The 20,630-nt window shown below is 58.7% G+C and carries 10 protein-coding genes and 3 pseudogenes; 5 read left to right on the forward strand and 8 right to left on the reverse strand.

The features are described 5' to 3' along the window. Positions 1-173: 173 nt before the first annotated feature. Positions 174-5,168 (reverse strand): Ulp1 family isopeptidase, encoded by a 4,995-nt coding sequence (locus LMTR21_RS41160; RefSeq protein ID WP_084030930.1) that lies wholly within the window; start codon positions 5,166-5,168, stop codon positions 174-176. A gap of 694 nt (positions 5,169-5,862) precedes the next feature. Between LMTR21_RS41160 and LMTR21_RS26015 the strand changes: the two genes are divergently transcribed. Further along, positions 5,863-6,942, forward strand: coding sequence for a hypothetical protein (locus LMTR21_RS26015; RefSeq protein ID WP_187399195.1), 1,080 nt, complete (start codon positions 5,863-5,865; stop codon positions 6,940-6,942). Between the two features lie 32 nt (positions 6,943-6,974). On the opposite strand, the gene LMTR21_RS41970 is transcribed toward LMTR21_RS26015, so the two are convergent. From LMTR21_RS41970 to LMTR21_RS26030, 6 genes and pseudogenes are all read right to left on the reverse strand, one after another. Further along, positions 6,975-7,076, reverse strand: a complete 102-nt coding sequence (locus LMTR21_RS41970; protein WP_430642595.1) for a hypothetical protein — start codon at positions 7,074-7,076, stop codon at positions 6,975-6,977. 58 nt (positions 7,077-7,134) lie between these two features. After that, positions 7,135-7,371, reverse strand: a complete 237-nt coding sequence (locus LMTR21_RS41975) for a hypothetical protein (protein WP_430642474.1) — start codon at positions 7,369-7,371, stop codon at positions 7,135-7,137. Next, entirely contained in the window at positions 7,257-7,715 is a 459-nt protein-coding gene (locus LMTR21_RS41980; RefSeq protein WP_430642596.1) for a glycoside hydrolase family 127 protein, read from the reverse strand. The genes LMTR21_RS41975 and LMTR21_RS41980 overlap by 115 nt, the downstream gene beginning before the upstream one ends. After that, positions 7,707-8,857, reverse strand: a pseudogene (locus LMTR21_RS41985) (glycoside hydrolase family 127 protein); the annotation flags it as partial. The gene LMTR21_RS41980 and the pseudogene LMTR21_RS41985, both read right to left, overlap by 9 nt. A gap of 340 nt (positions 8,858-9,197) precedes the next feature. Further along, entirely contained in the window at positions 9,198-11,204 is a 2,007-nt protein-coding gene (locus LMTR21_RS26025) for a prolyl oligopeptidase family serine peptidase (protein WP_246175800.1), read from the reverse strand. A gap of 1,006 nt (positions 11,205-12,210) precedes the next feature. Continuing rightward, positions 12,211-13,452, reverse strand: a complete 1,242-nt coding sequence (locus LMTR21_RS26030; protein WP_065755908.1) for a cytochrome P450 — start codon at positions 13,450-13,452, stop codon at positions 12,211-12,213. Positions 13,453-14,879: 1,427 nt separating this feature from the next. Between LMTR21_RS26030 and cysD the strand changes: the two genes are divergently transcribed. The 3 genes and pseudogenes from cysD to LMTR21_RS41990 form a co-directional block, all read left to right on the forward strand. After that, positions 14,880-15,779, forward strand: a complete 900-nt coding sequence (gene cysD / locus LMTR21_RS26035; RefSeq protein ID WP_065755907.1) for a sulfate adenylyltransferase subunit CysD — start codon at positions 14,880-14,882, stop codon at positions 15,777-15,779. Next, positions 15,761-17,665, forward strand: coding sequence for a sulfate adenylyltransferase subunit CysN (gene cysN / locus LMTR21_RS26040; RefSeq protein ID WP_065755906.1), 1,905 nt, complete (start codon positions 15,761-15,763; stop codon positions 17,663-17,665). The genes cysD and cysN overlap by 19 nt, the downstream gene beginning before the upstream one ends. 341 nt (positions 17,666-18,006) lie before the next feature. Further along, positions 18,007-18,210: pseudogene (locus tag LMTR21_RS41990) on the forward strand (hypothetical protein); the annotation flags it as partial. A 160-nt stretch (positions 18,211-18,370) separates the two neighbouring features. Here the strand turns inward: LMTR21_RS41990 and LMTR21_RS26050 are convergent. Then, positions 18,371-19,317, reverse strand: a pseudogene (locus LMTR21_RS26050) (IS630 family transposase). Between the two features lie 927 nt (positions 19,318-20,244). Here LMTR21_RS26050 and LMTR21_RS26055 point away from each other — a divergent pair. Beyond that, positions 20,245-20,607 carry a hypothetical protein gene (locus LMTR21_RS26055; RefSeq protein WP_141688589.1) on the forward strand — a complete coding sequence of 121 codons (363 nt, stop codon included), beginning with the start codon at positions 20,245-20,247 and terminating at the stop codon, positions 20,605-20,607. Positions 20,608-20,630 lie beyond the last annotated feature (23 nt).

Consider the following 20,630-nt stretch of genomic DNA (forward strand, 5'->3'; position numbering starts at 1 on the left):
ACTGCGGCCCTCGCCGATCGATATGTTCCTCACCAGCTTGCCAACGATTCGAGAAGAGGGCCTCTGATTGACGGACCGGCCGATCCTCAGAGCAGAGAGAGGTCGTCGTCCCCTGATCCGCTAGTTCAGGCCACCGCAGTCTGGTGTCGGCGAGAGCCGTTCCAGTCAGCTCATCAACCCAAGCGGGGATGAGACCTGAGTCGGTCCTGGAGGGCCTGCCGATCGGCGATAAGGTTCTCGAGGTGCAACGGCTCGTGCTCTGGCCTCTCTCCTTGCGCTAATCGTCCAACCAGCGCCCGCGTGCCGTCCACCACGAAGACGCCGCAATCATAACGGTTCCACTGCTGGGCCATGCGGGCTGGCTTCAGGCGAGCGCCCAGCCTTTGTGCGAGCTCTGCTGCAAAGGCACGGTTGGTAATCCCGTAAGAGTCGTAGTGATAGGCGACCGGCCTTGCCTGCTCGCGGCGATCAACGAGCAGCAGCGACCAATGGGTGCCACGGCTATTAGGATCCGTAGGACTGGCATCGTTCACCGGCAGGAAAAGGAAGTCGGCGGTGTCGCTACCATTCTGATTATGGACTATGCGCTGGAATGCGCGTAGCGCGACGCTCTCCGGGCCCAAGCGCAGATGATAATGGGCTACGAGGGGATCCACGAACCGCGTGCGCGCGGCCAGATTCGGATTGTCCCTCCGCAGCTCCTGCTCGAGGAGCGCATAGTCCGCCGCGATATGCTCATCGCCCAGCCAGTCCCTGGCGCCGAGCTCTAGTCCGCTGCGGTCGTGGAGCGAGGCTGTCGGACCCAAATCCCCGATCTGAGCATCAGACAGTGTGCGCGAAAACACCGACGGATACTTGCCGTCATCACGCAGCTCCTGCGGAGTGGACGTCAAATCAACAAGTGACTCAAGACCGCTGTAGATGTCTGACCGAGCCCTCGCCGGTGCCGCTGGCGCAGCTTCACTACCAACTCGAGGGTGATGGATGAGCTGAACGTCATTGGGCCCTCCTGGCCCCAAGATGGCCGTGTAGCGCTCACCACGAATGTCGTAGCTCATTACCCGCTGTGCCGCGTTCGGCAAGAAGCCGAACTGGCGCAACCTAGAGAGCATCCCGTCCGGGACCGGTTGGGTGCGGTGGGAAAAGTCCTCGGGAGCGGCGAATGAAACATCAAAGGTCTCGCCGACCGTGGGGGAAGTCGCCTCAGCTCTGGCGGGCGCCGGCCCGGCTTGCTCCATCGATACAAAGAGATCTGCCGAGGCGAGATTCTCCGGCCGCGAGCTGGGCTGCGAAGCGCCTTCTGGTCGATATCTGAGACGAATGGCAACGCCTTGCGGATTGAGTGGGGTCCTCGGCCTCGTCACCCCTGCTGGCATCAAGCCCGCGGTGTAACGCTCACCGTTGATCAAGAAGCTGGTCAGTTGATCCTCCTGGGTTGGCAGGAGGTTGCTCCTGTCCAGCGCAGCGATCAACTCGTCCGGGGCGCGCTGGTGGTCGTGGCGCCAGTCCAAGTGACGAACGGCCTCTCCAAAATCCGGGGCCTGGGGATGGCGCGCGGTGGGCCCGAGAGACGACAGTGGGCCGGCTTCGTCCATCACCCCCCACGGCGGATCCTGATCGTAGCCCTCCGCGACTGGCGATCCGATAGCCCCGTGCTCAAGGTATTGCAACCCAAACGGATTGCTTGCTCCAACTGCTTCTTGGTACTTCCGAAGCAGCTCATTGGTAGCACGCTTGAAGTCCTTAAGATCTTTCTCCAGCGCATCAGGGTTGTTGAGTCGGCCAATGATGGGCTCCCTGCCGTTGTGATGCAGCCACTGACTGAACCCGCGAACGGAGCTAGCCCTCCTCCAGACCGCTTCCCGTTCGGTTTGCGAAGTGGCTGCCGCGAGTGCCCACTTATTGGCCGCCTCGATAAGGACCTCATCCTCGGGAGTAGCAATGCGGCTATACCGGCGCTCGAATTTCAGCGGCGAGCCTCGGAGATGACTCAGTGCTTCACTGGTGTATTCGGACCCACCGGAGGCCTCATAGTGCTCGGCATCTTCATCTAGCGACTTATCGTAAAGCCGAGCAGCAATGCCCGGCATGTTGTTTTCACGCAGGTAGTGGCCGAAACCACGAAGAGCAGTTGCATACGTCCTTTTCCCAGACGCTGCTGCGAAGTCTTTGATGAGGGCTGCGTCGCCGGGATAAGGATTAAGGACAGCGCGGCTCACAATCGGCGCCGCTCCGCCCGCCGACTGAGAGGCCTTGAGATGAGCCAGTGCCGTCCGGGCGTGTGGGGCACCACCTCTTTCCAAAAACTCCTCGACATCATTGTCCAGCGACTTGTCGTAAAGCCGAGCAGCAATGCCCGGCTTGTTCTTTTCAAAGAGCCAACGATCCAAGCTGAGAAGTTGACCTACACGACTTTTGGCGGTGAGCTCCTTGGCCCCACCCTTGATGAGTGCCCTCTCTAGCCCCAAAATGAGGGGCGCATCCTCGGAATGAACAGGGCGCTTGCTGCGCCCCACCAAAACCCCAGTTGACTGACCAGGCTGCAGCGCCGAGGCGTCCAACATCGCCCCACCGCCTCCGTCATGCGGCGCTGGGATGTATTCGTGCCCGCTCCCCTGCATCATGGGCTGCGACTCCGACTCCCATGGCGAAGCACCCAATTGATGAATGGAGGCCTGCATCAGCACGCGATCGCCTGAATTGCCGATCTCGCTCAGCTGCCGCCCAAGGGCATCTCCTTGCGGATTGCTCAGCGTCCTCTGCCTCTTCGCTGGCCTCAACTGCCCCGTGTAATCCTCATCGATGGGGATCTCGTCTCGTGGCAGGAGGTTGCTCCCGGTCAGCTCGTCCGGAGCCGGCTGATGGTCCCGGGGCCAGTTCAAGGGGTGAACGGCCTCTCCAGGATTCGGTGCCTGGTTATGGCGCGCGGTTGGCTCGAACGGCAACGATGGGTCGGCTTCGTACATCATCCCCGAAACCACATCCTGATCGTGACGTTCCGCAGGGAGGAGGACCTCTGGCCAGTTGACAGCTCCATCCGACGCGCTGTGCTGCGCGGCGGCGTCCCCGACGCGCCTTGCGACCGCGTCTTCGGGATGAGGAACGCGGGCACTGTGCTGCCCGAGTTCCAACGCTCCGGCGCGCGGCAGCGACTTGCGGACATGAGCCAGTGCGGCACTGATGTCGAGTCCACCGGAGTCCTTATAGTCCTTACCATCTTTATCCAGCGACTTGTCGTGAAGGCGAGCAGCAATCCGCGGCTTGTTCTTTTTGCGAAGGTGGTCGCTGAACCTTCTAAGACGTCTTGCATAATTGCTGACGGTATCTTGAATGATCCCTTCCGCAGGCGCTGCTTTGTACGCTTCGATGAGGGCCGTATCTTCGGGATAAGGATTCAGGACAGCGCGTTCTACAATCGGCGGGGCTACGCCCGCCGACATGGAGGCCTTGAGATGAGCTAATGCCGTAGCGACGTACGAGGAACCACCGTTTCTCTCGAACTCCTCGACATCCTCGGTCAGCGTCTCGTCGTCAAGTCGAGCAGCAATGCCCGGCTTGTTGTTTTCAAAGAGCCAACGCCCCAAGTCAAGAAGATGCTCTCCATTGGACCCACTGATCGTCTCCTCAAGCCCCAAGATAAGGGACGCGTCTTCGGAATAAAGAGGGCGCGCGCTGTCACCCACGTAAACCCCGATTGACTGACCCGGCTGCAGCGCCGAGGCGTCCAGCATTGCCCCACCGCCTCCGCCATGCGGCGCTGAGATGTATTCGTGCCCGCTCCCCTGCATCATGGACTGCGCCTCCCATGGCGATGCACCCACGCGATGGATAGGGGCCTGCATCAGCACGCGATCGCCTGAATTGCCGATCTCGCTCAGCTGCCACCCAAAGGCCACCGCATCTGCGGACGGGGGCGCCGGTGAGCTCTCTTGTCCGCCCGCGCTGCCCGATTGTTGACGCCCCCAGTTCGTTGAGGCCAAATCGAATCGGTCGGCTGGCAGCGGGCCGCCTAGATCCACGGCATCCAAATGCTCCTCCTGGTCGATACTTTGCGCGGGCCAGTGGGCGGCTGAACCCATTGCCGGCCAAACCTCCGGCTCATCGAATCTGTCGGCCGGCACCGCACCGCCGCGATCCGCGGCATCCAAATGCTGCTCCTGGTCGACACTTTGCACGGGCCAGAGGGGTGCTGCACCCATTCCCTGCCAAAGCTCTGGTGCGTCGAATCTGTCGGCCGGCACCGCGCCGTCCAGATCCACGGCATCCAAATGCTCCTCCTGGTCGATACTTTGCGCGGGCCAGTGAGCGGCTGAACCCATTGCCCGCCAAAGCTCCGGCTCATCGAATCTGTCGGCCGGCACCGCACCGCCCAGATCCGCGGCACTACCCAATAGCTGCTCCTGGCCGAAACTTCGCACGGGCGAATGGGCGGCCGGCTCTAGTGGCAACCGCGAACTGCCTCCCTCCCCGCGCGAAGTGCCCTGCCCCGTGCTCTCGCGGTATTCACGAAGTCTATTCAACGCGTAGATGAGTTTGTTGTCATTCGGAAACAACCTCTTAGCGTGGCCGACCAGCGAATCGTGACCGAGCATAGCAATTGAGAAAGGCCGGAGTGCCGCAGATAACTTGCGAAGATTGCTAGAATAGTTTTCGGCGGTTTTCCGGTCGATCCCTCGACCAAAGCCTGCTTCGGCTGCCGCCCTGATGAGGCGGTCATCTTCTTTGGAAGCACGATAATGTGTTGTAATGGGGCGAGCGGGGGCACCGGGATCACGATACCGACTAAGCATTGACAACGCGGGGACGATTACCTTGTCTTTCGGAAACAGCCGTTTAGCGTGATCGAGCAACGACTCGTCATCGAGCGTAGCAATAGTTTCGCCAGAACGACGCTTGAGCGCATCAGCCAATTTGCGAAGACGACGATCATAAATGCCGACAGTGACGGTGCTCGGCGGTACCCCCCGATCACGGGCTGCAGCGGCGGCGGCTTGGATGAGGCGATCGTCTTCCTCCGAGATATCAAAAGGCTCTGTGCCGAGATTTGCGGCATCGACCTGTGGCATCTCGCCCAAGTGCTGCTCAAATTCCGCTTGCTGCTGTTGGACCGTGGAGTCGTAGGCAGCAAAATCTCTGTCGAACGGGTTGATATTGTTAAATGGGGCCATGTTCCCGTCGGATTGGAGCCGTTTCGCATATCTGAGCAGCTCGTTCGCTCTCTACCTCCCACGCTACTACCGTTAGCTTTCGAGAAGCTGACGCGGTTTTGAGAAAATAGAATATGAGCCAATGGCCAAAGTGTTCTTTCTGCGGGTGCAGCAGGATCGGTGTCTGCCGAAGAAAGGCTGCTATGAGCATGAGAGAGTTTTGAGTCGGGAAAGTGAAAGCAATTCCAACCTCCGTTTGCCGCTCCACTAGGAGCCCAGTACGGGGCAGCGGATCGCACTATGCGCCGTACAGGCCATCATGCTGAACTCAAAATCAAAATCATGAACGTTGCCCGGCCGATGCTTGCGCTGCGGCTGAGCTCGATAGATCTTGCGGGTGCCTCGGCCGCAGGCGCGGCAGCGAGCCACGACGCCGAGCGCGACTAGAGAGGAGAGAGCCCTCTAGCCCGCACGGCTCTGACATCCTGTGGTGGTGCTGTTGCAGGCTCCGAATCGTCCGCTTCGTGGCGGAGGGTGGATCCGCGCCGCCGATGCAGGTTCGTGGGGCGCTCTCCTCCGCAGTGATGGCAGCTGAGCGGGAAGCGATCGAACAATTTGGGCGTCAGTGGCATTCCTTTCTCTGACTCGTCAGCTTCTCGAAAGCCGCGGCCCTTACAAAAATAGGCCCTGATGCACCATGCTCGCGGGGAAAATAATGAATATCGATACACCGAAGACCGCAGAAAACTTTGTTCAAGCTTACGGGCTCCTGCAGCAGCATCAACGGGCGCCGGAACAGCCGGACGACCTGACCGGACAAACCAGGTCACCAGCACACCCGTCCACGGGCCAAGCGAACTTTGACCAGCAGCTAAGTGATCTTCGGCCGATCCACCAAACGTCTGATTCGGCTACCGCTTTGACAGATTCCGAAGTTGGATCGCCCTCGATCATGACGAGAGGCAATCTGGGAGCGTGCGCTATCCAGGAAGGCGAACGGTGCCCAGCCCCATCGTTCATCCGAGGGCGTGCCGAACTTGCCGCATCACTGGCCGGAGCGAACGTTGAGGCGCTCAGGAACGAGATCAGGCTGGCTCAGCAGCGAACAGCACAGTGGCCAAGAACAACCGGATCTTCCGCGGGCACTATCAATGGCGACCGAATTCTCAACGACGTTTTGGCATCCTCGTATCTGCCGCTACATCGCTTTCAGAACGAGGACATCGATTGCGAGCCACTCCTAGACACGGAGGTGAGTGCCATCGCTCATGTGCGTTCCTTAGCGGATTTGCGTGCTCACGCTAGCCCGCATGTCTCTAAGGCCGCTATCTGCTCGGACGACGAAAGGGAGGACGAAATTGATAAGGCGCGCCTCGCTGCATTGCACACCCAAGGCGTTACAGAAAGTGCTTTTGTGTCACTGTGCGAGAACCCTTCACGACTGCTCGTTTCAAAGGACGAGACCGAGCATGGCGCGAAGGCAATTGCAAAGAACGCTAAGAAGTTACACACCTACACGGTACCGAGTGTCACCGCTTGGCCGACCAAAAAGATCAACGGTATTTTAGAGCGCGGTAATGCTCCTGGAGATGAGGAATTGCGAGTTTGGCTGAGGGGAATACCGACCGAGGAGACCGAGGTCTTGTTTCTGGGCGGCAATCTAGCTGACTATCGGACAGCCAGCGTAGATAATCCGAACACGGCTGACGCACTGCAAGATAGCCCGACCGTCAAGAAAGCGAGGGTGAGCTCCGATGCGCCCCAGATGATACAGCATCATCACGGCCACACTTGATCGCACCTTGACGCGCCACTCAGGCGTTCGCGTCAACGCTCATTGATCCAAATCCGCATTTCGCCTTCGCCGCGGTTAGCCCAGCTGAACCACGGAATGAATGTCAGCCGCTGCGATTGTAGCTGTGCTGGCACTTTGTCGTTGTGATAAAGCGCCCTTTCTTCAGAATGCGTGTGTTGCGACCGGGCCCCATCAGCCTGCAGCAATCTTGTCGCTAAAGAGACCAGTGCCTTCGATAAGCGAAAACCGGCTTTCTGCAGGAAGCCACACGTTGTGTAACTCGGTCCCGTTATCGGCCTCTTCGAGACAATAAATCAAAGGGCCACGCTGGATAGCCACCTTGCCCGCCAAATTGCGAAGTTGCGGATGGCCGTATATGCGGGTACTGCCATCGGCAGCGATAGTTTGACCCGATCTCCCTGCCGCCACGTGCGGTGAATATGCAAATAGCCCTTGCGCGACTCGCAATTGAGAGGTTCGCCGTTCAGGGTCGTCTCCGGCGCGCTGCACCATTCCGGCAGGCGCAGGGCGAGCGTGTGGACGATTGGCTGTGCAGATTCCAAAGCGATTTCCACCTCGTCCTTCCAAGGATAGTTGCCGCTCATGAACAACTGCAGCGTATGCCCGCCGACCGATACCGCCACTCTATTGCCAATATAGAGATTGATATAGAGCGCGTCGGAGCATGACTTATAGATGTAATGACCGATTGATGTGAAAATGCGTGCGACGTTCGGTGGACAGCAGGCGCAGCCAAACCAGCGTTGCCGCACCGCCCTGACATGACTGTAGATGCCATTGGACCGCAGCGTTTTGGGATGAACTTCGAGCGGGTTAACATAGAAATAGTGACGCCCATCGAAAGCGATACTGCCCAGGACCGTATTATATAAGGCGCGCTCCATCACGTCGGCATAGCGACTGTCCACTTCCATTTCCAGCATACGGCGCGCGAACATCATCAGGCCAATCGACGCACAACTTTCCGCGTACGCTGTATCGTTCGGCAGATCGTAATCACTGCTGAACGCTTCGCCGAAGCTTTGCGAGCCGATACCGCCGGTGATATAGATCTGGCGCTGCACCATCTTTTGCCATAACCGTAGGCAAGCCTGGCGTTGGTGCTCGTTCTGACGCAGACGCGCCAGATGAGCGACCGCGGTCATGAGGTATACAAACCGAACCGCATGACCGGTTGCGGTCCGCTGTTCCGAATTGGCAGGTGCGCCTGGCTATAGGCTTTATTTTGCACCGTCCAGGGCATGCCAGATGATTTGAGGTTGCAGGATTGCCGGCGTTTCTCGTGTTCTATGTCATAAAAGTGCGGCTCTGTGCCGCGTTGCTCCACGAAATAGTTGGCCAGCGTCAGATATCGCTGCTCCTGCGTCACTTCGTAAAGGCGCGTCAATGCAAGTTCAATTTCTGGATGGCCATCATAGCCGTGTAACTGATCGCGCTCCGGGCCGAAAACTGTGCCGAGGTGGTCAGCAAGCTTGCAAACGACGTCCAGCAGGCGTCGTTTGCCAGTAGCCAGAAAGAAAGCGATACCCGCTTCAATCAAGTGGCCGGCACAGTAAAGCTCATGGCATTCAGCTAGGTTGCTCCAGCGGTCCTGAGGCGCCTTTAGTATGAAATAGGTGTTGAGATAGCCATCGCCGCATTGGGCGGCCGCAATCAATTCAATCAGCTCATCGGCGGCTTTCTCCAGGTCCGGATTAGGTGTCTGGCACAGCGACCAAGCAACCGCCTCTAACCATTTTGCGACATCACTGTCCTGAAAAATTGTGCCCCCTTCGCACGTCCGGCGGCAATACGGAAGTTTTCTACCGCGTGGCTCGGTGTCGCTTCGGGATTGCGGTCGTTCAGCGCGTGCCATTGATAGGGAATTGCCACTTCCCTCACCAAGTGCTGGCATTTCCCGATCAACGGATCCGAGACCTGTAGGTCGCGAAGATTGACTTCGTCCACATCCCGCCGATTCATCTTGTTTCTCCTTTGGGGCGAACGGGCGGCTAGCTCAGCCAAGCCCGCTCGCCATGATCGTTGTTGAGGTTGCGGCCTCGAAATTGGCGGCTGCGCAACCGTATTCTCCACGCGAACGCTGAAGCGCTAGAAATGGAAAGGCTGCCCCCTATGCCACTGGACGGCGTGGCCCTCAGAAGGGCTGGTCAAACCGAGCTTCTTTCCAATCTCCTATCGCTGAAATGTTATGCAACAATCACGCTAGTTTGTCGGATCACAAACGCCGGGCCTGCCTAAGCCTTGCCGTCAAGCCAGCCGATCTTGCTCTTCAGGAACTGAAAGCCCAGCACCTCGAAGCCGGCGCGCTCCCTGTTGTCCCGGCCGTAACCATGGCCGCCCGCCGCCGGCTCGTAGAAATAGGCCTCGTAGCCCATTGCCTGGAGCTTCGCGGCCATCTTGCGCGCATGTCCGGGATGAACACGATCGTCCCGCCGCGTAGTGGCGATCAGGATCGGGGGGTATTTTTGGCCGCGCTTGGCGGCATGATACGCGGAATAGGTCTTGAGCCACTCCCACTCCTCGAGCTTATCGGGGTCCCCATATTCTGCAATCCAGCTTGCTCCTGCCAGAAGCTTGGTGTAGCGGCGCATGTCGATCAGCGGGATCGTGCAGAACAGCGCGCCGAAGCGTTCCGGATAGCGCGTCAGCATATTGGTAATGAGGATGCCGCCGTTCGATCCTGCCTGGGCTGCGATCCGCTTCGGCCCCGTCACCCCACGACGCACGAGATCGGCGGCAACGGCAGCGAAGTCGTCGTGCGACAATTTCTTACCGCGGAGCCGACCAGCGTCGTGCCAGCGCGTACCGAACTCGCCTCCGCCGCGTAAATTCGCCTGCACAGTGGTGCCGCCGCGCTCGAGCCAAAGCTTGCCAAGCGCTGAATTGTAGTACGGCCTCACGGAGATCCCAAAGCCGCCGTAGCCGCTCATATGGACGGGCGCACCGCCTGTCTCGTCGGCCGGACCGGTCTGTACATAGGGGATGCGCTCTCCATCTATCGAAATGGCCTCGTGTTGTGTGACCACCAGCCCATCCGCGGTAAAGGTCTTGGGCGCCTGCTTGAGCACGGTCGGACTGGTGACGTTATTCTCGATCAGCATAAGCGAAGCTGGCGTGAGCGGATCCTGGCTCCCGACGAGCAGGTCGCCATTGTCTTCGGACGGATCGCAATCAAGGGGCCAGAGGTCGACGACCCCGATGTCGGGAAGCCCACGGAGCTGCGCGCGGCTCCAGCCCTTGTCGGATGGCGTGCAGATCTCGAAGAACGGCCGCAGTTCGTTGAGAATAGAAAGCACAAGCTTGCCGGCACTCCAAAAGAAACCCTGCAGAGCGCGGCGGGGGCCTGGTTCGAAAAGAACCTCGAACTGACGGTTGCCTTCGAGGAACGCCGCCAACGAGATGACGAGCACTGTATCGGCGGCATAGGTCCGCCCCGCCACAGACCAGGATTCGCGCGGCTTGATGGCCAGCCAATTGCGATGGGGGAGCATCCTGGTGTTGCTTGGCAGATTGATTTTGGTCGTGGCACCGGATTCGTCACCGAGCCAGATGGCAAAATTGAAGGTGTCCACCCCATCGACGAACCACATCCGCGGCGGCGCAACGGTGTGGTCGACATTGCAGCTGACTCCGACATGATTGGCTGCGATCTTGAAGATCGCTGGTGCTTGATCCGCCTGCGTACCGCGCCGCCACAGCCTCACCGTGCGCGCATAGCCGGAGGTCGTCGCCATGCGCTGCCCATGCGAGCTCGACAGCACCAGCGTATCGGGATCGAGCCATTCAACCGAGCCCTTAGCCTCCGGCAAGACGAAGCCATCGCTGACAAAGGTCTTCGCGTCGGTATCGAACTCACGCAAGGTGACGGAATCGCTGCCGCCGCGCGAAAGGCTCAAAATCGTCCGTCTATGATCCCCGGCCAGTGAGGCCGTCCCGTTCAGGAGCCAGTCTTGGCCTTCGCTGATAGCGAGCTGATCGATGTCGAGCAGAACTTCCCATGACGGCTTCGGCGTACGAAATTCTTCCAGAGTAGTTCGTCGCCAAAGGCCGCGTGGATTATTGGCATCCTTCCAGAGATTGTAGAGATAGTCGCCGCACCGGCTGACATAGGGGATATTATCCGATCGGTCATAAATCGAGGTCAGCGCATCGCGATCCCCCTCGAATGCGGCGCCGCCAAACACCTGCAGAGTCATGCTATTCTGCCGATCGACAAATTTCAGCGCCCGTGCGCCTTCGATCTGTTCCAACCACAGATAGGGATCATCGTCTGGAGCGGAAAGCGTGGGCTTGCCAACCCGCGACTTTGTCGTCGCTCTTGCCTTGACCAAACTTCACTCCATCCCTGGCACTGACGCGCAATCCCGAAATGGCATTGCATCAAAGCTCTTAATATGTTGCATCCATCTTTCCTCGATTCGGTCGCCTCGCGGGTTCCTGGATGCTGATTGCCATGTGTCCGTCAGTTCCATCAATTGCTGAATTTGGTAGTTGATTGGGCGCGCTCTGACGCATCTGCCATGACGCGCAGCCTCCACACTTCCAACCGAAGCCGCCGGTGGCAACTTTCATCTTCCAGGCGAGCTTGGTGTTCCTTGCCGAGCAAGACGATATTACCGAGCGGCCTAAGCGACACCGTACGATAACGCTGCTGCAAAGCACCGCTGCGGGCCGATTCAGACGCCAGATGCTGTCAGCTCCGGGCTGCCCGCGCATCTGCCTCCGAGCAAAACCATCGTTCGCCTGAGAGCCAGATATCCGAGTTTGAGTACAATACTCCTGCCCCGGTGAGTGATAGATGCGCTCGCCCGTGCTCTTGCTGATGTTGCCCTTTATCGGACAGCCGACGAGGATGGGCCCCAAACTCCGTCGCGGCGATGATGCTGCCAACGATTGCCAATCCGATTGCTGTGGGGATGATAGCTCGGAACTTTGGACGTCGACGCGCATCTTGCCCCGGCCGAGATGCTTCTATCGAAGTCCTATCGAGGTCGGCCCGGCACGCATGCGCACACGTGTGTTTGGCTATCGTACAAACGTTCACAAACCGTGCAGCATTGGCCGCCGCCCGCAGTTTTCTTCCCTCCGTCGTGGCGATGCAAACGACCGGTCTACGGGCGCTGCTTTTTCATGAAAAATGAGATCTGCATCGCGGCCGCCTTTCCCTCATTTTCGACGAAAGCTATCCGCTCATTCAGGTCGGGCGCAGAAAAACCTCATGGCCTGGCGGCCCAAGCGCATCACAGCCTAAGCTCTAATCTGCACAGGAAGAGCGGAATAACCGTGCACAAAGTTAGACGCAATTCGATCGGGTTCGCCGACAACCTCGACTTCGAGCCGCGCGTTCAAGACTTCTTCCCAGAGGATTTTCAGCTGCAGTTCGGCAAGATGCCGACCAAGGCAGCGATGGATGCCGAATCCGAACGAGAGATGCTGCCGGGCGTTCTTGCGGTCGATGAGAAATCTGTCGGCGTTCTCGATGACCTCTTCGTCGCGGTTACCAGAGATGTACCACATGACGACCTTGTCGCCCTTCCTGATTTGTTTCCCACCTACGACGATATCGGTCGCGGCGTTGCGGCGCATATGTGCGATGGGAGTCTGATACCGAATAATTTCGGACACCGCGCTCGATACCAGTTCGGGATTATCGCGTAGTTTTCGCAGCTCGGAGGGGTGCTGGTTCATGAACAGGAGGCCCCCGGTAATCGAATTACGCGTAGTGTCATTTCCGCCGACGATCAGCAGAATCAGATTCCCGAGAAACTCGCTCGGCTCCATGTGTCGAGTTGCAGGCGAGTGCGCCATCATGGAAATCAGGTCCATGCGTGGCTCGGCATTGATGCGCTCGTTCCAAAGCCGCGTGAAATACTCCAGGCACTCGGACAAGATCGTGCTTCGCTTATCCCAGTTGTCGATCGCGTGGCCCGTTTTCGGAATTGCAACAGCTACGTCTGACCAATAGGTCAAGAGCCGCCGATCCTCGAATGGAAAGTCGAATAGCGTGGCCACCATCTGCGTCGTCAACTCGATGGAGACCATGTCCACCCAATTGAAGTCATGATTGCGCGGCAAGCTGTCCAGAATCGTCTTGACCTGTCGGCGGATCAAGCTTTCGAGCTTAATCAGGTTTTCCGGTGCGACGATCGGGCTTACAGTATGGCGCTGCTCGCCATGTTTGGGAGGACCCATCTTGATGAAACTCTGAGTCCAGTGCTTGTCAGGCACGTCGACGATAGCGACACCCTGCTCCGACGAGAACGCTTTGTGATTTGTATCTACCGCTACGATATCCCGGTATTTCGTTACGGACCAATATGGACCATAAGGGCTGGCTTGACAGTAGTGAACGGGATCTTCCGTTCGCAACCGCTCGAAGTACCCCCATATGCTATCATCCTGAAAGCGCTTGGCTTCGCTTACATCCAGATTGCTCAGCGGGATTTGACACACGTCATCGGCCCTCAAGTCCGCCAATCGCGTTTTCATGAGCAGATTGCTGTCTCTTGAGATATACGGATCTGGTCGCGATTCATGGTTCGAGCTGCCGTGACATTTTGGGTTGCGCGGGTCGTTGCTCGAACAGAGTATCTCAAAGTGCAGGCAGCCTCCCCTACCACATCCAATAGTATGGATCGCATTGACTTTGCAAAACGATCTGCTCCAGTGGATGGATGAGAGCTGGCACTGCTACCCAGGCATCGCGCAATGGCAGGTGTATCGCCGCTGCGTTGTCAACGGGACGGAATGTGACCGCAGCTTCCAACTTCTTTCAAAAGACCAAACGCGGCGTCTTTGGCTCCTCACAGGAAGCCGCACAATCGTGCAGTGACAACCACCAAAAGCCTCGTCGTCCTCGACGCTTGCGGTTGCGCCGTTCCGTCGACAAACACCAGCTTGTTCTTCCAACACAGCAGCAAGCCTGCGACCATCCATCATCCTGACTAGCCAGTTGAATTTAGGCCGCTTCCGCGGACGATCGGCACGACGGCTGCAACGCTCGATCACCTGCTCCATCGCCTCCATATGGTCCAGACCGTTCGCGACGGCTATCGCCTGCGCGACCAAACAAGAAAACTCCACCGCCGCGATCAGGAGAGAACAGAATGTCGCGTTTGGGGGGCCAAATGCTGTTCCGCGTCGCCAGATTCCGGAACCATCTCCGCAGGCCCTTCTAGCGCTAGGCAACCGAGCGCAGCATCTCATCCGGCTGGAAAGAAACAAGGCAGCGCCGCCACGTTTGCGCTCGAACATCTCAGTCCGCAGAGGAGAACACCCTCTTAGAGAACTCAGGCATATCAGGATGGCTATCAAACTTTGTCGTCGCTCTAAGAGGTGGTTCTCATTTGTAAGCCGAGCACCAACCAAGGCGTATGGGGCCAGCTTGTTCGATGCTCTACGCAAGCAGCATCACGGGCGCGGGGCGACAAGTGTCGCTCACGTCGCGTAGGCATTTACTACCAATAAACCTCCGTATGGTTTTACCAACCTTTTTATGCCGGCCCGTTTATCTTCGTACAGTTGAGCCAATCCTCGACTTGGCCCTAGCTTTGCGAGCAAGCGAAAGCGGCCGATCCCGGGAGCTCGAGAACTCGAGCACACCGTCATTATTGGTCTTGTTGAGGAGGGAATGCCCTCGGCTGGACCGGTCTATGGCGCCAGCTCCCAGTCGTAACACCAAAGCGGGGATGGACGGAGACGCGGTGCAAGAATTGAAACGGTCCGGATGGTCGCTCGAGTTCCGTTTGATTGAAAGCGAGGCCGATGCCTACCCCTGACTAGCACCGATATGCAGCAAAGCGGCTTCCGGTCGTGCGGTCCTGCTTGCTGCTGCGGCAGGATTATCGGACCCCAAGCGGAAGCCCTGCGCCAAACGGCATCTAACGAACAACGATTCTGTATCAAAGAAGAACCATATGCTGCCGAAACATTTGCGTCGCCTCGAGGCTGAGTCGATCGAAATCATGCGTGAGGTAGTCGCCGGGTTCAAGAATCCGGTTATGCTCTACTCGATCGGTAAAGACTCGAGTGTCATGCTGCACGTCGCAATCAAGGCGTTCTATCCCGCGAAGTTGCCGTTTCCCCTCCTTCACGTCGATACGACCTGGAAATTCCGCGAGATGATCACTTTCCGGGATGAGACGGCCAAGCGGCTAGGCGTCGAACTCATCGTCCATGTGAACAAGGAGGGCCTTGAGCGTGGGATTAACCCGATCGATTCCGGCTCAGCTCTTCATACTCGGGTGATGAAAACCGATGCCCTGAAGCAGGCGCTCGATCTCTATCAGTTCGATGCTGCGTTTGGTGGAGCGCGACGTGACGAGGAAAAGAGCCGTGCGAAAGAACGGATCTTCTCCTTCCGTTCGGCCGGGCACGTGTGGGATCCCCGCAACCAGCGGCCGGAGCTCTGGAACCTCTTCAACACCCAACTCCTCCAGGGCGAAACCATGCGTGTATTCGCAATGTCGAACTGGACCGAGCTCGACATCTGGGAATACATCATGCTCGAGAAGATCCCGGTCGTCCCGCTCTACTTCGCAAAGCCAAGACCCGTGGTGCGGCGAAGCGGCGCAACGATCATGGTCGACGACAAACGATTGCGTCTTCAATCCAACGAGACGCCGGAGATGCGCATGATCCGTTTTCGCACGCTGGGATGCTATCCGCTGAGCGGCGCCATCGACTCCGACGCGACCACAATTGAGGGCATTGTCGCGGAAATGCACACTGCGACCGTATCTGAGCGCCAGGGACGCTTGATCGATACCGATGAAGCCGCTTCGATGGAGAAGAAGAAGTGGGAAGGTTACTTTTGATTACTTCCAAGGCAACAATCGACCGTGTCCTGGCCGGCAAGGACCAGCTGCGATTCATCACCTGTGGTTCGGTAGACGACGGAAAGTCAACGCTGATCGGACGGCTGTTGCATGATAGCAAAGTGATTTACGAGGATCAGCTCGCGGCGCTGGCACACGACAGCGCCAAGCACGGCACCACCGGCAATGATGTCGATTTTGCTCTGCTAGTTGACGGGCTTGAAGCTGAACGGGAACAAGGCATCACGATCGATGTGGCCTATCGCTTTTTTACCACCCTGCGCCGATCGTTCATGGTGGCAGACACGCCCGGCCACGAGCAGTACACCCGCAACATGGCAACTGGCGCCTCGAACGCCCAGCTCGCCATCATCCTGATTGATGCCCGCAAGGGCGTGTTGGTCCAGACCAAGCGTCACTCCTTCATCTGCTCGCTGCTAGGCATCCGCCACGTGGTGCTGGCAGTGAACAAGATCGATCTGGTCAAGTACAACAAGGGGAGATTTGATCGGATCGTCGGCGATTATATGGCCTTTGCTGCCGGTCTTGGCTTCACCTCGGTCTTTCCGATCCCGATCTCCGCCCGGTACGGCGACAACGTCATCAACCAATCCGATAAGACCAAGTGGTACCAAGGCCCGTGCCTACTCGACTATTTGGAGAGCATCGATATTCAATCCGACGTTGCGAGCCAGGTTTTCCGCTTTCCGGTTCAGTGGGTGAATCGGCCCAATCTGGACTTCCGCGGTTATGCCGGCTCAGTCGCCTCCGGAAGCATCTCGGCGGGAGATGAGATTGTTGTCGCAGCGTCTGGACGGACCACGCGCGTCAAGCGAATCGTGACCCAAGACGGCAATCTTGCCCGCGCCGACGCTGGCGATGCCGTGACCATTACCCTCGAAGACGAGATCGACATCAGCCGTGGCGATCTTCTGGCGCGTCCAAACGAGCGGCCTGAGGTCACCGACCAGTTCGCGGCCCATCTGATCTGGATGGACAACGATCCGCTCGTTGCTGGACGCAATTACATCCTTCGCATTGGAACTCGGACCGGAGTCGCCGGTAGCATTACCGCGATCAAGCATCGCATCGACGTCGGCACACGTGAGCACCTGGCAGCCAGGAAGCTTGGCCTCAACGAGATCGGCTTCTGCAATGTCGCGACAGCACTGCCCGTGGCCTTCGATCCGTACGAGGTCAATCGCAAGACCGGATCGTTCATTGTCATTGACCGCTTTACCAATCGCACCGTTGGCGCCGGCATGATTGCGTTCCCGCTGCGGCGGGCTACCAATATTGCTCGGCAACCTCTTTCAGCGGGAAAGAGCGAGCGGGCCGCCCTGAAGAATCAAAAGCCCTGCATCATCTGGTTCACCGGCCTGTCCGGTGCCGGCAAGTCGACAATCGCCAACATCGTCGATCAAAAGCTGTTTGCAATGTCGTGTCACACCATGCTGCTGGATGGCGACAACGTGCGGCACGGGTTGAACCGAGACCTCGGTTTCTCCGAGGCCGATCGTGTCGAGAATATTCGACGTGTCGGCGAAGTCGCCAAGTTGATGGCCGACGGTGGCCTGATCGTGATTTGCTCGTTCATTTCGCCCTACAGAGCGGAGCGAGACATGGTGCGCAACCTGGTTGCTACGGAGGAGTTCATCGAAATCTTTGTCGACACGCCGCTTGAAGAATGCGTGCGGCGCGATCCCAAGGGTCTCTATTCGAAGGCGAAGTCTGGCAAGATCAGGAACTTCACGGGTATCGATGCACCCTACGAAATACCGATGAGACCCGAATTTCATCTCAGGACCATGGATCAGACGCCCGAGCAACTTGCGGAGGCCGTCATAGATGTCCTGAGGGCGCGCGCAATCGTTCACGGTCACTAGTATTGCCGAATTTTATGCCTTTGTCGGAACTCTCGACCCGACGAGATCGAGCTACTTGCGCTGTACTACGGCGAGGGCCGCCTTGCTCAGAGGGTCTGCTGGCTGCAACTCCTATTGCAAGCACTAGGAGTAGTCCTATGACAAAGGTAAGCGGCAAAGAGATCCCATCTGGCGGAGTGGATGAGCGATCAGCTATCGGCTGCGGAGTGTGTGAGCCGATGTGAGCTTCTATGTCTGCGCCTAGTTCTGAAACTAGAACCTTCCATATGATCGAAGCGATCGCAGAGCGTCTTTAGGGAGCCCCGCGACAACTTCGCCGACGCTGGTCGGATGAGTTCAAGGCACAAGTCGTGGCAGAGGCGCTGGAGCCGGGAGTGTATCGGGGATCGCCCATCGGATCGGCATTCACCCATCGCAGCTCGTCGCCTGCGTCGCCATGCTGGGGCCGAACGAACTTACCTGTCGCGGCCTTCGAGTCGCGAAGCCGCGGTAGCGTGCATCAGTCTGTCGCCGTCGAGCAGCGCGTTTGCACGACTGTACAATGAAATCGTGCGATGGCTCCGCCGAAAACCGAAACGATCGCAATCAAGACTCGGGCCTCTCGGCAACCCTCGCCCGAATTGATGGTGAACTCGCAGAGGCTTTGGCCACGACACGGCAGATCGCAGAAGCCGATCGACTCAGCTCGATTAGAGCGGTTCTCGATCAGGTTGGCGCGTATCCGGCGGCTCCGAAGTAGTTGGCGCATTCGCGTGGCGTGAAGCGGTCGAGGCAACGCCCGATGGCAGTCCACAGTCCTTCGACCGAACGTTCGGCGGCGGCGCGCAGCAGTGCTTTCAGCTTGGAGAAGGCGTTCTCGATCGGATTGAAGTCGGGGCTGTAGGGCGGGAGATAGAGGAGAGTTGCGCCGGCCGCTTCGATTGCCGCGCGCACGCCGGCGCCTTTGTGGCTGCCGAGATTATCCATGACGACGATATCGCCTTGCCGCAATTCTGGAACGAGAACGTGATCGACATAGGCTTGGAACGCAGCCCCGTTAATCGGCCCATCGAGAACCATCGGTGCGACCATGCCCGACAGGCGCAGCCCGGCGATGAAGGTCGTCGTCTTCCAGTGGCCGTGCGGGATGGAGGCACGTAGCCGTTTCGCCGCGGGGCGCACGCCCGCGGGTACGCGCCATATTGGTCGACGCCCACGTCTCGTCGAGGAAGACGAGCTTGTCAGGATCGAGGGCGAGCCGGCCGTCGAACCATTCCTCCCGCTTCTTCAGGACGTCCGGCCGTTCCTGCTCAGCGGCGTGCGCGGTCTTTTTTGAGCGTGATCTTCCGGCGCTGGAAGAAGCGCGACAAAGCGGAGATGCTGAAGGCGAGTCCATCGGCCGCGAGCGCCGCCTTCAGCTCCTCCAGTGTGCTGTCGGGCTTGGCCGCAATCAGCGCGAGGATGCGGTCGGCCTGTGCCTCGATCGCCTGCGAGCGTCGATCACCGCCCTGCGGCTTCGCCATCACCTCGCCCGTCTCGCGCGCCTGCGCTACCCAGCGGATCGCACTCGACACTCCGACTCGAAAGTGCGCCGCAGCCGCTCGACGCGACATGCCGCCTTCAACAGCGGCGACCACACGCTTACGAAGATCGGCCGAAAGAGATGCCGCCATGCCCGCCGGCCTCCTTCGCCGGCAGACAGCTTGAATCAGAACCGGCCTGATTTGGGAATCCCAAACGATTCAATCTGGTCGGAACCCGCTCTAGGGCTGAGGATATAAATCGGTTTGTGCTTGCAGCGCTGAACAATGGTCGTCTGCACGTGCAAGCGACCGAGATCGCAAAAGCACTGAGGGGTTCAGCGTCAGCATCCGCACAACATTAGCCTCGTGCACAGCGACCCGGCGCCTCCATTGTTCGCGGTGCGCGACACGCTTTCCCTCGGCCGTCAGGCGCGTCGATCTCCTTTCATTTCGCAGAAGCGCGTGACCAGACCGGCGACTATCCTCAACCGCCGTTCATTCGGGCAAGACCCTCTATAACCCGCCCCCGGGCACGTGGGGGTCTCCGCTCCCGTCTAGCCCCCGGCCAGTAACAGCAAGGGGCTGACGTAACCGAGCGTGAAAGCAGAGGGGCCTCTGATGAAGCGGTCTTCAGTTTGTTGTCTTGAAGCAGCTCTCTTATGGTCTTGTCCGCCATATGCATTTGGCGAAGGCCGCCGCGCCTGAGCAGTCTGGCGCGTTTAAGACGCCCTTCGGCGCTCTTGCCCGGGAGCGCTCGATCTCGAACAACGCATCAATCCGACGCACGACCTTGATCGGGGATCCGGGACAGAGGGCTTCTTGCCGGGCGAGCATAGCCGGGATAGCGCATATTCCGATCCCGAAGATCCGGTGAGCACCGACCGCGCTCATGCGACATCTTTAAGCGGACTGGCGCAATTTGTTCAAACTGGCCAGAGAAGATCTGGCCAACTGATCACATCTGCCCTTGCCGCGCGGCTCCTCTTGGTGAGGTGAGCCCCGAGCGCATCTGGCAACTGTCAAAGGAGGGCTGGATTGAGAAGCACGGGCGCGACCAGTTTTTTTCTGGTCGATGTCGTGCAGGACTACATCCGCTTTCGGAATGACAGCGACCGGCGCGCGCAAAAGACGGCGGCCGATAGCCGAGTCCGCGACGCCAGGGCGCGCAAGATCGAGTTGCGCAACGCGGTACGCGAAAGTCGCTTGATCGAGGTCGACGAGGCGAGCGACCGTCGAGGCCATGATCGGATTGTTTCGCGCGGAGACCGCCGGCCTGCCGGCGCGCATCACGCGCGACTTACAGTTCCGCAATACAATCGAGATCGCTTTAATTTGCCATCATTGAACGGGTGGCAGATATTGCCGCCGAAAGGAGAGGCGCTGTGGCAGAGGCTCGCGCTGTTAGCGAGGCCGTCGCGGCAGATGCCGCCCGACGTATGAGCAGCGGAGAACAGGATATATTC

The sequence above is a fragment of the Bradyrhizobium paxllaeri genome, from assembly GCF_001693515.2.
GTDB classification, from domain to species: Bacteria; Pseudomonadota; Alphaproteobacteria; order Rhizobiales; family Xanthobacteraceae; genus Bradyrhizobium; species Bradyrhizobium paxllaeri.

Excerpts from the sequence above, each read along its gene's own strand:
- LMTR21_RS41160 (WP_084030930.1), bottom strand. The coding sequence starts at position 5,168 with ATGGCCCCATTTAACAATATCAACCCGTTCGACAGAGATTTTGCTGCC.
- LMTR21_RS26015 (WP_187399195.1), top strand. The coding sequence starts at position 5,863 with ATGAATATCGATACACCGAAGACCGCAGAAAACTTTGTTCAAGCTTAC.
- LMTR21_RS26030 (WP_065755908.1), bottom strand. The coding sequence starts at position 13,452 with ATGAAAACGCGATTGGCGGACTTGAGGGCCGATGACGTGTGTCAAATC.
- cysD (WP_065755907.1), top strand. The coding sequence starts at position 14,880 with ATGCTGCCGAAACATTTGCGTCGCCTCGAGGCTGAGTCGATCGAAATC.